This is a genomic window from Streptomyces canus, from assembly GCF_041435015.1.
GTDB classification, from domain to species: Bacteria; Actinomycetota; Actinomycetes; order Streptomycetales; family Streptomycetaceae; genus Streptomyces; species Streptomyces canus_G.
The window spans coordinates 3461672-3474569 of the sequence record NZ_CP107989.1 but is presented as its reverse complement, the minus strand read 5'-3'; the positions used below and the strand labels follow the sequence as shown (position 1 = coordinate 3474569).

11 protein-coding genes and 1 pseudogene are annotated in these 12898 nt (G+C 69.5%); 4 read left to right on the top strand and 8 right to left on the bottom strand.

The window, feature by feature from the left end; translation table 11 throughout:
• Positions 1-55 precede the first annotated feature (55 nt).
• The gene (locus tag OG841_RS15320) at positions 56-1081 is read left to right on the top strand and encodes an ATP-dependent 6-phosphofructokinase (protein WP_069765607.1); all 1026 of its coding nucleotides are present in this window, start codon (positions 56-58) and stop codon (positions 1079-1081) included.
• A 23-nt stretch (positions 1082-1104) separates the two neighbouring features.
• On the opposite strand, the gene OG841_RS15315 is transcribed toward OG841_RS15320, so the two are convergent.
• The gene (locus OG841_RS15315) at positions 1105-1809 is read right to left on the bottom strand and encodes a helix-turn-helix domain-containing protein (RefSeq protein ID WP_371565717.1); all 705 of its coding nucleotides are present in this window, start codon (positions 1807-1809) and stop codon (positions 1105-1107) included.
• Between the two features lie 178 nt (positions 1810-1987).
• On the opposite strand from OG841_RS15315, the gene OG841_RS15310 reads away from it, so the two are divergent.
• Complete coding sequence (locus OG841_RS15310; RefSeq protein ID WP_079077250.1) at positions 1988-2443, top strand: PPOX class F420-dependent oxidoreductase; 456 nt, start codon at positions 1988-1990, stop codon at positions 2441-2443.
• 6 nt (positions 2444-2449) lie between these two features.
• Here OG841_RS15310 and OG841_RS15305 read toward each other — a convergent pair whose 3' ends face one another.
• The 5 genes and pseudogenes from OG841_RS15305 to OG841_RS15285 all read right to left on the bottom strand — a co-directional run.
• Positions 2450-3292 (bottom strand): carbohydrate ABC transporter permease, encoded by an 843-nt coding sequence (locus OG841_RS15305; protein ID WP_328640964.1) that lies wholly within the window; start codon positions 3290-3292, stop codon positions 2450-2452.
• Between the two features lie 2 nt (positions 3293-3294).
• A complete protein-coding gene (locus tag OG841_RS15300) occupies positions 3295-4155 on the bottom strand; it encodes a carbohydrate ABC transporter permease (RefSeq protein ID WP_328640965.1) in 861 nt (286 codons plus the stop codon).
• A complete protein-coding gene (locus OG841_RS15295; protein ID WP_371565712.1) occupies positions 4152-5510 on the bottom strand; it encodes an extracellular solute-binding protein in 1359 nt (452 codons plus the stop codon). The genes OG841_RS15300 and OG841_RS15295 overlap by 4 nt, the downstream gene beginning before the upstream one ends.
• 113 nt (positions 5511-5623) lie before the next feature.
• Positions 5624-6319, bottom strand: coding sequence for a response regulator (locus OG841_RS15290; RefSeq protein ID WP_371565709.1), 696 nt, complete (start codon positions 6317-6319; stop codon positions 5624-5626).
• 554 nt (positions 6320-6873) lie between these two features.
• Positions 6874-8475 (bottom strand): annotated as a pseudogene (locus tag OG841_RS15285) (sensor histidine kinase); the annotation flags it as partial.
• Between the two features lie 121 nt (positions 8476-8596).
• Here OG841_RS15285 and OG841_RS15280 point away from each other — a divergent pair.
• Positions 8597-10003, top strand: coding sequence for a cation:dicarboxylate symporter family transporter (locus OG841_RS15280; protein WP_328643659.1), 1407 nt, complete (start codon positions 8597-8599; stop codon positions 10001-10003).
• A 132-nt stretch (positions 10004-10135) separates the two neighbouring features.
• On the opposite strand, the gene OG841_RS15275 is transcribed toward OG841_RS15280, so the two are convergent.
• On the bottom strand, positions 10136-10753 hold the full coding sequence (locus OG841_RS15275) for a TetR/AcrR family transcriptional regulator (RefSeq protein WP_328640969.1): 618 nt from the start codon (positions 10751-10753) through the stop codon (positions 10136-10138).
• Positions 10754-10903: 150 nt separating this feature from the next.
• Between OG841_RS15275 and OG841_RS15270 the strand changes: the two genes are divergently transcribed.
• Positions 10904-11704, top strand: a complete 801-nt coding sequence (locus OG841_RS15270; protein WP_328640970.1) for a DUF2127 domain-containing protein — start codon at positions 10904-10906, stop codon at positions 11702-11704.
• 245 nt (positions 11705-11949) lie between these two features.
• Here the strand turns inward: OG841_RS15270 and OG841_RS15265 are convergent, their stop codons facing one another.
• Entirely contained in the window at positions 11950-12861 is a 912-nt protein-coding gene (locus OG841_RS15265) for an NAD-dependent epimerase/dehydratase family protein (protein ID WP_365119513.1), read from the bottom strand.
• Positions 12862-12898 lie beyond the last annotated feature (37 nt).

Genomic DNA, 12898 nt, shown 5'->3' with positions numbered 1-12898 from the left:
TGAAACAATCGGCATTGGCTCACCGGTATCAACAGCGAGCAGGAGACACAGCACGATGCGCATCGGAGTTCTCACCGCAGGCGGCGACTGCCCTGGTCTGAACGCAGTGATCCGGTCGGTCGTGCACCGAGCGGTCGACAACTACGGCGACGAGGTCATCGGCTTCGAGGACGGCTACTCCGGCCTCCTGGACGGCCGCTACCGCGCCCTCGACCTGGACAGTGTCAGCGGCATCCTGGCCCGCGGCGGCACCATCCTCGGCTCCTCCCGCCTGGAGCGTGACCGGCTGCGCGAGGCGTGCGAGAGCGCCTCCGACATGATCCACGAGTTCGGCATCGACGCGCTGATCCCGATCGGCGGCGAAGGCACCCTCACGGCCGCCCGCATGCTGTTCGACGCCGGTCTCCCGGTCGTCGGCGTCCCGAAGACGATCGACAACGACATCTCCTCCACCGACCGCACCTTCGGCTTCGACACCGCGGTCGGTGTCGCCACCGAGGCCATGGACCGCCTGAAGACCACCGCCGAGTCCCACCAGCGCGTGATGGTCGTCGAGGTCATGGGCCGCCACGCGGGCTGGATCGCCCTGGAGTCCGGCATGGCCGCCGGCGCGCACGGCATCTGTCTGCCCGAGCGCCCCTTCGACCCGGCCGACCTGGTCAAGATGGTCGAGGAGCGCTTCGCCCGCGGCAAGAAGTTCGCGGTCGTCTGCGTCGCCGAGGGCGCCCACCCCGCCGAGGGCAGCATGGACTACGGCCACGGCGAGATCGACCAGTTCGGCCACGAGCGCTTCCAGGGCATCGGCACGGCCCTGGCGTACGAGCTCGAGCGCCGGCTCGGCAAGGAGGCCAAGCCGGTCATCCTCGGGCATGTGCAGCGCGGCGGCGTGCCCACGGCGTACGACAGGGTCCTCGCCACCCGCTTCGGCTGGCACGCGGTGGAGGCCGCGCACCGGGGCCAGTTCGGCAGGATGACCGCGCTCAAGGGCACCGACATCGTGATGGTGCCGCTCGCCGAGGCGGTCACCGAGCTGAAGACCGTTCCGAAGGACCGGATGGACGAGGCGGAGTCGGTCTTCTAGGCATTCGTCCGCGTGGTCGCTTGCTACGGCCGTCTCTCGACCGCCTCCCAGAACCGCTCCACGATCTCGTCCAGGAACTCCTGACCGGCCGCGCCGGCGCGTTCGCCGCTCCCGCCCCAGCTCAGGGTGGACACCATCTGCCCCTGGTACTGCCGGTGCAGATCCATGAGGGTCTCCTCCACCACCCGCCGGTCCAGGGGCACGATCTTCGCGACCTGGCGGACGTAGGCCTGCCAGCGGGTGCCGACCGCGCCGCGCAGGCATTCGGTGAGCCGCTTCTCGCGGCCCGTGACGGCGACGAAGTCCGGCAGGTTCAGCTCCAGCAGCTCGGCGAGAGCGGTGGACTGGCGGTCGGTGCCGCGCCACTCGTCGTTCTCCTCCATGCCGAGGTAGGCGAGCAGTTCGAGCCCCACGGCACGGGCGACGTCCTCGGGGGCGATGCCTCGCGCCACGCGGTGCTCGCGCAGGGTGCGGGGGCGGCCGATGAGTTCACCGGGCGAGCACCACAACACGCCCGCCAGAGCGGTGAGTTCCGGACTGGTGGGGCAGACGATCCCGCGCTCCCAGGCGATGACGAGATCCGGGGCGACGTAGGGGAGCCCGTACGAGACACGCAGCCCGTAGGCCACGTGCTCGGGCCCCATGCCGAGAGCGACACGGAGTCTGCGGGCGGTGAGGTGGTCGAAGGGCGGTCCGGGCTGGTTCGGCAGGGCTGGGGGTCGGCGCACGGCCCACAAGTTAGGGAAACGGACGTCCGGTGACTACGGTCTGTTCGGCCAGGATCACGGATTGTAGGAATCTACGGTTTCGGCTGCGCGTTCGGGCTGGCCGAAGATCGTCTGTCGGCGGTGCGGGCGCGGTGGCGAGGATGGCGCCGGGTGCCCGGACGGGTGGCCGGAAAGAGGTGTGATCTTCGTGTACGAAGTGAATGGCAAGGTAGAGGGGCATATTCGCGAGCGGCTGCTGGCGCCGAACTTCTGGCATCTGGCGACCGTCGGTCCGGACGGAGCGCCGCAGGTCTCGCCCATGTGGGCGGATCTCGAAGGTGAGTACGTCATGGTCAACACGGCAATCGGACGTGTGAAGGAGGAAAACCTGCGGCGCAATCCGAACGTTTCCCTCTCCCACCACGACCCCGACAACCCCTACGACCGCGTCGAGATCCGGGGCCGGGTGGTGCGGTTCGTGGAGGGCGAGGAGGCGGAGCGCTCCATGGACCGGCTCACGCGGAAGTACATCGGCGAGGAGCGGTATCCGTGGCTTCTTGAGGGGGAGCGGCGGGTGATGCTGCTGATCGAGCCGGTGCGGGTGCGCAGGGTCGTGGGAGTGGAGCCGTTCCGGCCCGGGGTGCTCCCTTCGTGAGCCGGCTCATCCCTTGACCGCCCCGCCCAGTGCGAAGCCCCCGCCCAGCCGCCGTGCGATCAGCACGTACAGCAGGATCACCGGCGTCGAGTAGACGATCGAGAACGCGGCGAGCTGCCCGTACGCCACCATCCCGCGGTTGCCGAAGAACTCGTTGATGCTCACCGACGCCGGCATCTGGTCCGGGGTGAGCAGCAGCATGAACGGCACGAAGAAGTTGCCCCACATCATGACGAAGGAGAAGACGGTCACGACCGCGACTCCGGGGCCCATGAGGGGCAGCACGATCCTGGTGAGCGACTGGAGGGAGCCCGCGCCGTCCGTCCAGGCCGCCTCCTCCAGTTCCTTCGGAACGCCGTCCATGAAGTTCTTCATCAGCCAGATGGCGAAGGGGAGTTGGGAGGCCGCGAAGAAGAGGATCGTGCCCTGGAGGGTGTCGATCAGGTCGACCTGCACGAACAGCGCGTACACCGGCACCATGATCGCCGTGATGGGCAGGCTGGTCGCGAAGAGGATCGACAGCAGGAACGGCCGGTTGAGACGGGAGCCGAAGCGGGACAGGGGATAGGCCGCGAGGGCCGCGCAGACCACCGTCAGCAGGGTCGCCCCGCCGCACAGGATCAGGCTGTTGAGCAACGGGGTGAAGGTGATGTCGGAGGTCAGGATCGCGTCGAAGTTCTCGAGAGTGACCCCGTCGGGGGGCTTCACCCTCAGGTCGGCGTGCGGATCCAGGGCCGAGAGGACCACCCAGGCGAGCGGCAGCACGAACGCGGCGGCGACCGTCAACAGGCCCGCGTCGGCGGCCAGTCGGCGGTTGCGGCGGCGGTCGGCGAGGTGTGTGGCGGCCATGGTCAGACCTCCGTCCGCAGCAGGCGCATGTAGACCACGGAGAAGACGGACCCCACCAGGAGCAGCAGCAGGGCCACCGCGGTGCCGTAGCCGATCATGCTGTTCTGGAAGGCCTGTTCGTACATGAAGAGGGGCAGGGTCTGGCTTTTGTCGCCCGGCCCGCCCCTCGTCATCACCCAGATCAGCCCGAAGACCGACAGCGTCTGGAGGGTGTTGAGCATCAGGTTCGTGCCGATGGAGCGCCGGATCATCGGCAGGGTGATGTGCCACATCCGGCGCCAGCCGCCGGCGCCGTCGACCTCGGCGGCCTCCGTGATCTCCTTCGGTATCTCGCCCAGTGCCGCCGTGTAGACCAGCATCGAGAAGGCGGTGCCGCGCCAGACGTTCGCGAAGGACACCGCCAGGATCGGCAGGGTGAACAGCCAGTTCTGGGACGGGAGATGGAGCAGGTCGAGCAGGGCGTTCAGCGTGCCCTCCTTGCGGAAGAAGGCGTAGAGGAGGAAGCCTGCGACGACCTCCGGGAGCACCCACGCGGTGATGACGATCCCCCCGGTGAGCGTGCGCACGGGCTTCGAGGCGCGCTGCATGAGCGCCGCGAGGGCCAGGCCCAGGGTGTTCTGCCCGATCAGCGACGACACGACCGTGAACACCAGCGTCAGCCATACGGCGTTGAGGAACTGCTCGTCCTGGAAGGCCGTGCGGAAGTTCTCGAAGCCGACGAAGGACGACTCGGCCTGACCCGTCAACTGCAGGTCGGTGAAGGCGATGTAGGCGCAGTAGGCGATGGGCCCGGCGAGGAAGAGGAGCAGCAGGACCAGTGCGGGCGTGACCGGGAGGGCGCGGACGAGGGAGCGCCGGTTCACTTTTCGATCACTTGGTCGTTGGTGGCCTCCTTGAGCGAGTCGTCGTAGTTCCTGGCCGCCTCCTCCACGGAGGTGTCACCGGTCGTCACGCCCTCCATCGCCTCCTGGATCGCGGTGGAGACCTTCGGATACGCCGGGTAGGCGGGCCGGTAGTGGGTGCTGGCGACCAGGTCGGTGAAGAACTTGATGCCGGGCTGGGCCTTGGCATACGCGGGGTCCGCGGCCACGTCCTCGCGTACGGAGATGCCCGAGTTGGCGACGTACCACTTCTGGGCGTTGGCCTTGGTCTGCATCGTCCTGATGAAGTCGAAGGCGAGGTCGGGGTTGGCCGCCTTGGCGGGGACGGCCCAGGTCCAGCCGCCGGACATGCTCACCTTGCCGGGGGACTGGCCGTGCTGGGTCGGCATGTACGCGAGCCCCAGCTTGCTCGACCACTCGGGCCATTCGTGTCCGCTGCCGGGCAGCCAGTCCTGCGGGAGCCAGGAGCCGTCGAGATCGATGCCGAGCTTGCCCTTGGGCAGCAGGTCGCCCCGGACGATGGTCTGGATGTTGGGGTCGAGCGCGGTGGAGACGTCCGGGCCGAGTTTCTCCCGGTAGACCGTCTCGACGAAGGAGAGGGAGTCCTCGAAGCCCTGGCTGCCGGCGATCCACTTCTTGGCGGAGTCGTCGTACAGGCGGTCCTCGGTCCCGTACAGCAGCATCTCGAAGCCCTGCATGGCGGCGGCCTCGCCCGCGGGTTTGCCGGTGTAGACGTTGAGAGGGGTGACGTCCGGGACCCTGCGCTTGATGGTGCGGGCGGCGTCGAGGACCTCGTCCCAGGTCTTCGGCTGCCAGTCGGAGGGCAGGCCGGCCTTGGCGAAGATCCCCTTGTCGTACCAGAGCCCCCGGGTGTCCGTGCCGTCCGGGACGCCGTACGTCTTGCCGTCCTCGGCCTTGGCGGCGGCCTTCGCGGTGTCGATGAACCGGTTCCAGTCGGGCCACTTGGCGAGGTAGGCGTCGAGGGGCTTCAAGTACCCGCTGGTGATGTCGGAGTTGATGAGGAACGTGTCCTCGTAGACCAGGTCGGGCGCGGTCTTCGCGGAGCGGAGCATCTGCTGCAGCTTGGTGTAGTACTCCGAGTCCGGGGCCTTGATCGGGACGAGCTCGACCTTCTTGCCGGGGTTCGCCTTCTCGAACTGCTTCTTGATGTCCGCGAGGTAGTCGTCCATGACATGGATCGAGTTGTCCGTGGACTGCTTGAACGAGACCTTCACGGTGTCCGGATCGCTGCCGGAACCGCCGCAGGCGGTGAGGGCGGATGCGGCGAGGGCGGTGGCGAGCAGGGAGGGAAGTACGGCGGTGGGGCGCACGGGCATGACCTCCTACGGGCTCACGTCGTTGTGGCCGGGACGGCTGCCGTGTGAACGTAAGAGGAGTGGTCTAGTCCCGTCAATGACCGTGCACGGGCTCGGACTTACCGACCTCGGACCTACTGGTGCCCCTGCCCCCTGACCCACCGGTACTGCAACTCCGGCCGCCCCACCGTCCCGTACTGCGGACTGCGTTCCGCCCGGCCCGCGTCGACCAGATGTTCCAGGTAGCGGCGGGCCGTGATCCGGGAGATCCCGACCACCTCGGCCAGACCGGTCGCCGTGAGCCCCTCCGCGCAGTCCCGCAGGGCCACCGTCACCCGCTCCAGGGTTGGCGCGCTGAGCCCTTTGGGCAGGGCGGCCGGGCCCGGTGCCCGGAGCGTGGCCAGCGCGCGGTCCACCTCGTCCTGACCGCTCGCCTCACCGGCCGACGCGTGGAACTCCGCGTACCGGATCAGCCGGTCGCGCAGGGTGGCGAAGGTGAACGGCTTCAGCACGTACTGCACGACGCCCAGCGAGACGCCCTCGCGGACGACCGTCAGATCCCGGGCCGAGGTCACCGCTATCACGTCCGCCTGATGTCCGGCCGCGCGCAGCTGACGGGCCAGCTGGAGGCCGTGCCCGTCCGGCAGATGCAGGTCGAGCAGGAGCAGGTCGACGGCCGTGCGGTCCAGGAGACGGCGGGCCTCCGCGCCCGTGTGGGCCTTGCCCACGGCCGTGAAGCCGGTGACGCGGTTGACGTACAGGACGTGCGCGTCGGCGGCGACCGGGTCGTCCTCGACGACCAGGACACGGATGGTCTGCTGGGTGGTCATACGTCGCCTCCGGGGGCCGTGGCACCGTGGGGGACCGTAGCGCTGTCTGCGGCCTTGGGGGTCTTGGGGGCGGTGAAGTCTTCCGGGCCGGTGGCGTGCTCGGGAGCCGTCGTGCCGTCGGGGGTGGTCGCGTCCTCGGGGGTGGTGGCGTCCTTGGGGGCGGTTGCGTCGTCGGGGGCGGTGGCGCTCTCGGGGTGGGTCGTGTCCTCGCGGATGGTGGAGCTTCCCGGCGCGGTGGCGCTCTCCGTGGCGGTGGCGTTCTCGGGAGCTGCCGCGCCCTCGGGGGTGGTGGCGTGCCTGGGGTCGGTTGTGTCGTCGGGAACGGTGGCGCTCTCGGGGGCGGTCGTGTCCTCGCGGATGGTGGCGTGCTCGGGAGTCGTCGTGTCGTCGGGGATCGTGGCGTGCTCGGGAGTCGTCGTGTCGTCGGGGATCGTGGCGTGCTCGGGGGTGGTCGTGTCCTCCGGGATCGTGGCGCTCTCCGTGACGGTGGCGTGCTCGGGAGCCGTCGTGTCCTCGGGGGCCGGGGCATCCTCAGGGTCCCTGGATTCGCATCCCAGGGGCAGCCGCACCTCGAACTCGGCGCCGCCCCCTTCGGCCTCCGTCACGGTCAGGGTGCCCTTGCAGCGGTTGACCGCCTGCCGGACGAGCGCCAGGCCGAGCCCGCGCCCGCCGGGACCCGCCGGCTTCGTCGAGAACCCGCGCCGGAAGACCGCCTCCGCGTGCGCCGGATCGACACCCTCGCCGGTGTCCGAGACCCGCAGGACCAGCCCGCGCCCGCCCGCGCCCTCCGCGTACGCCGTCACCGTCACCCGCGCCCGCACGCTGCCCTGCGCCGCGTCCACCGCGTTGTCGATGAGGTTGCCGAGGATCGTGACCAGGTCCCGGGCCGGAAGGCTCTCCGGCAGCAACCCGTCGTCCAGGCGGCTGTCCTCCGACACGACCAACTCCACGCCGCGTTCGTTCGCCTGCGCGGTCTTGCCCAGCAGCAGCGCGGCCAGGACGGGCTCGCCGACCGCCGCCACGACCTGGTCGGTCAGCGCCTGCGCCAGTTCCAGTTCCGCGGTCGCGAAGTCCACCGCCTGCTCCGCGCGGCCCAGTTCGATCAGGGAGACGACCGTGTGCAGCCGGTTCGCCGCCTCGTGGGCCTGCGAGCGCAACGCCTGGGTGAAGCCCCGCTCGGAGTCCAACTCGCCCATCAGGGACTGGAGTTCGGTGACATCGCGCAGGGTGACCACGGTGCCGCGCTGCTCTCCGCCGGAGACCGGGGAGGTGTTGACGACCAGCACCCGCGAGGACGTCAGATGCACCTCGTCGACCCGTGGCTCCGAGGAGAGCAGCGCACCCGTCAGCGGCGCCGGCAGTCCGAGGTCCGCCACCGACCGTCCGATCACCCTGTCCTGCGGGGACACACCCAGCAACTCCCGTCCGCCGTCGTTGATCAGCGCGACACGGTACTGACCGTCCAGCATCAGCAGCCCCTCGCGCACCGCGTGCAGGGCCGCCTGGTGATAGTCGTGCATCCTGCTGAGCTCGGCCGCGTTCATGCCGTGGGTGTGCCGGCGCAGGCGGGCGTTGACGACGTAGGTGCCGATGGCACCGAGCGCGAGCGCGCCGCCGGCGACGGCGAGCAGGGCGGTGAGCTGGCCCTGCACCCGCTCGCTGATCTTCTCGACCTGTATACCGGCGCTGACCAGGCCGATGACCTTCCCGCTGTCGTCCTTGACCGGGGTGACCGCCCGGACCGAGGAGCCCAGGGTGCCGGTGTAGGTCTCCGTGAAGGTCTCGCCCTTGAGCGCGCGCTCGGTGTTGCCGAGGAAGTGCTTGCCGATCTGGTCCTGGTCGGGGTGGGTCCAGCGGATGCCCTGCGGGCTCATGATCGTGACGAAGTCGACCTCGGTGTCGGCCATGACCCGGAGCGCGTAGGGCTGAAGTGCGGCCGTGGGTTTCGGCGTGCCGATCGCCTCCCGCACGGACGGCGAGTCCGCGACCGCCCGCGCCACGGCCCTGGCCTGAACGCGCGCCGCGTCCTCGGCCTGGCCCCGGTCGCTGACGTACGTGAACAGCGCGTACCCCGCCACGACCACGGCGATCAGCACGGCCTGCATGGCGAAGAGCTGGGCCGCGAGGCTCCGGGGTCTCAGTACGGGGATGCGCATGTCGTCAGTCTGCCTCCATGGCTGATTGTGAACTAAATGAACGGAAGGGTGACCGCCCTCACAGGGCGGGGGATAGTCACGGCATTCCTTCAAAAGCCCGGACGTGAGCCGCACGCCGGTCATGCCGACGACGACGTCAAGGAGGGCAGCCGTGGCCGCCAGCACCCCCGATACGGCACCCGCAGTCAAAAAGGACCGCACTCACTACCTCTACATCGCGGTGATCGTCGCGGTCGCCATCGGTATCACGGTCGGCCTGGTCGCCCCCGACTTCGCCGTGGAGCTCAAGCCCATCGGTACCGGCTTTGTGAACCTGATCAAGATGATGATCTCGCCGATCATCTTCTGCACGATCGTGCTCGGTATCGGATCGGTGCGGAAGGCCGCCAAGGTCGGCGCCGTCGGCGGTATCGCGCTCCTCTACTTCACGATCATGTCGCTGGTCGCGCTGGGCATCGGCCTGGTCGTCGGCAACATCCTGGACCCGGGTACCGGCCTCGCCGTGACCGACGCGGTCAAGGACGTCGGCCACGCGCAGGTCGACGCGGAGGCCAAGGACACCACCGAGTTCCTGCTCGGCATCATCCCGACCACGTTCGTCTCCGCCTTCACCGAGGGCGAGGTCCTCCAGACCCTGCTGATCGCCCTGCTCGCCGGTTTCGCGCTGCAGGCCATGGGTCCGGCCGGAGCGCCGGTCCTGCGCGGTGTCGAGCACATCCAGCGGCTCGTCTTCCGCGTCCTGGCCATGGTGATGTGGGCCGCCCCGATCGGTGCCTTCGGCGCGATGGCCGCCGTCGTCGGTTCAGCGGGTGTGGACGCGCTCAAGGACCTCGCGCTCCTGATGGTCGGCTTCTACATCACCTGTTTCCTGTTCGTCATCGTGGTGCTCGGCACCCTCCTGCGGATCATCGCCGGTCTGAACATCCTCACGCTCTTCAAGTACCTGGGCCGTGAGTTCCTGCTGATCCTGTCGACCTCGTCCTCCGAGTCCGCGCTGCCGAGGCTCATCGCGAAGATGGAGCACCTGGGTGTCAGCAAGCCGGTGGTCGGCATCACGGTCCCGACCGGCTACTCGTTCAACCTCGACGGCACCATGATCTACATGACCATGGCCTCGCTGTTCATCGCCGACGCCATGGGTACGCCGATGTCGATCGGCGAGCAGATCCCGCTGCTGCTCTTCCTGTTCGTCGCCTCGAAGGGCGCCGCCGGTGTCACCGGCGCCGGTCTCGCGACCCTGGCCGGCGGTCTTCAGTCGCACAAGCCCGCGCTGGTCGACGGCATCGGCCTGATCGTCGGCATCGACCGCTTCATGAGCGAGGCGCGCGCCCTGACCAACTTCGCGGGTAACGCCGTCGCCACCGTCCTGATCGGCACCTGGACCAAGGAGATCGACCGCGAGCGCGTCGACCAGGTGCTCGCCGGTCACCTGCCCTTCGACGAGAAGACGCTCCTGGACCACGAGGACGACGACGTCTCGGCGGACATCCCCGAGCAGGGCGGCGAGAAGGAGCTGGCCAAGGCCTGAGCGGCGCGGACCGCCGGCCGTACGGTCACACAGAGCCGAGCCGGGCCCGACCTGAACCCGGGCCCGGCTCCCGCCCCGGGCGGCCGAGTACTCCCCCGTAGCTCGGCCGCCCGGACCCCCCCCACAGAAGAATCAGTCGCTCAGCTTCGCCACCAGCGCGGTGGCCAGAGAGGCGGGTACGCCCGCCGCGGCCAGAACGGTGACCGCGGTGGAGCGGCCCGCCTCCTCCGCGTCCAGCAGCCCGTCGTTCACCGCCTCCATCACCGCGAACATCATCTGCTCGTGGACGTACGCCAGCGCGGGCGCGGGCAGCGGTGAGACGAAGACGCCCGTGTCCAGGCCGCGCCGGAGCAGGTCGGTGCAGGCCTCGCGCACGGGGGCGAGGCGCTCGCGGATGCCCTGCACGGTGACGCTGCGCTGGGCGAGCGCGACCAGGATGCGATAGCGGTCGGCGACCTCCCAGACCGCGAGCACAGAGCCCGCCACGGCCTGCGCCAGGTCCTCGGCCCCCTCGCGCCCCGCCGCGTGCGCGGCCGCCACTGCTTCCACGGCCCCGTCGACGAGCGTGCCGATCAGCGCCTCACGGCTCGGGAAGTGGCCGTACACGGTCCGCCGTACGACACCCGCGGCGCGCGCGATCCGGTCCATGGACGCGTCGGGGTCGCGCAGCAGCTCGGTGAGCGCGACATCGAGGATGTGACGGCGGTTGGCTTCGGCGCGAGGTGAACGGCCCGTGGTCATGGCCGTCATTGTGCCCCTCCCCGGGCTGAAATTGCACATGGTTGTGCAGCTACGCGTATTGCGCAGCACCGAGCCCCCACCGGCTCACCGAACTCTTACCCGGCCCCACTAGCGTGCCGTCCCCGGACGGCACGCTCTTCCATCGGAGGCACACGGGGGATGAAGATCGACTGGGACCGGCGCACCTGTGCGCGCCGCGGCCATGTGACGTACGCGCCGGACGAACCCCTCCTCCGGGACCGGCTGTACGCCGAGACCGCCCTGGGCGGGGTGTGGCGCTGCCTGCGCTGCGGCGACTTCGCCCTCGGCGAGCCGCACGGCTCGGGACCGGCGGACCACGCGCCCCTCGTGCCGCGCGGCACGGTGCTCAGGGATCTGTTCATCCTTCGCTTCCTCGCGATCGAGCGGGCGGTGCGCGGGGTGTTCATCGTGCTGGCCGCCGTGGCGGTGTGGAAGTTCAGCAACAGCCAGGACGCGGTGCGCCGGCTCTTCGACGAGTATCTGGACGTCTTCCGGCCGGTCTTCCGGCACTTCCACTACGACCTGGACCACTCGCCGGTCGTCGACACCGTCCAGAAGACCTTCGGGTACGAGCACGACACCCTCGTCCTCGTGGCCGTGCTGCTGCTGGCGTACGCCGTCATCGAGCTCGTCGAGGCGGTCGGCCTCTGGTACGCCAAGCGCTGGGCGGAGTACCTGACGGTGGTCGCGACCGCCGCCTTCCTGCCCCTGGAGATCTACGAACTGACCGAGCACATCAGCTGGTTGAAGATCGCCACCCTGTTCCTCAACGTCCTCGCCGTCCTCTACATCCTGCTGGCCAAGCGTCTTTTCGGCCTCCGCGGCGGCCACCGGGCCTTCGAGGCGGAACGGCAGAGCGCGTCGCTGCTGGAGGTGGAGGAGGCCGGCGGGCTGAGCGAGCTCAGCGCATCGGATCAGGGGTCCCGGCACCGCCCCTGACCCCAGGGGTCGGTGACCTCCCGTAGCAGCGTGGGCGGGGTGCCTATGGGGGTGCCGGTTCAGGTTGTCGGGCAGGTGCGGGTGAGTGGGGGCTGGTCGCGCAGTTCCCCGCGCCCCTGGGGAGTGCAGTCACCCGCGCCGCGACGGACCGTTCGCCGCCTCGTGCGCCACGACGGGCCGTTGGCCGCATGCCGTGCCCGGGCATCGCGCTCGCCCGCAGTCCGTCCACGGTGCCGTACCGGATCTCAGGCGCCGTTGCCGAGCGTCTCGGCCACGGCTCGTGGCAGCCATCGCCGTGCGTCGCCGAAGGTGAAACCGAGTCGGGTGGCGCGGACGTTGTCCATGCCGTAGGAGCGGGCGAAGGAGAACGGTGAGACCTCGCCGAGCTCGACCGGTTGGAGGACGGTCTTCCCCTCCGGGAAGTGCGCGGCCAGCGCCCTGCACAACTCCTCCGTGCTCAGCAGCCCGTGGGAGGCCGCGTTCACGGGGCCGGTGAAGGCCTGGCCCACCGTCCAGGCGAGGAAGTCGGCGATCTCCTCGACGTGGATGTAGGTGGCGGGCTGGTTGTCCACCGGGACCGCGATGGGCTCACCGGTGCGGATACGATCCGCGTAATGGGCGAGCCGCCCGGTGAAGTCGTCGTCCCCGCCCAGGACATGGGCCACGCGGACGGTCGTAAGGGGAAATTCGGGGTCGGCGGCGAACACGGATTCCGCTTGTCGCTTCCCTTCTCCGTAATGGGAGTCGAGGAATTCGGGGTCGTCCCAGGGAAGTCCGAGATCGACGGGTACGGTCGCCGGGTCGACGGCGTCCTCCCGCACCAGGGCGATCGAGTCCTCGTACTCGTACACCTCCACCGTCGAGGTCATCACATAGCGGCGGGTGCGTCCGGCGAAGACCCGGCGGGCGACCGTCGCCTGGCGCGGGGTGTAGCAGACCTGGTCGACGACGACGTCGAACGTCCGCGAGCCCAGGGCGCTGCGCAACGCGCTGTCGTCGTCGCGGTCCGCGACCAGGTGAATCGCCCCGCGAGGCGGTGCGGACGAGCCCCGGTTGAGGACCGTGACCCGGTCGCCCGCGGCCAGCAGTCGTGCGATCAGCCGCTTGCCGAAGTAACGGCTGCCGCCGATGACCAGTACCTCTCGTGGGGTTTCCATGACCATAATTCTCCCGGCGTATGTCCACGTATTGAAG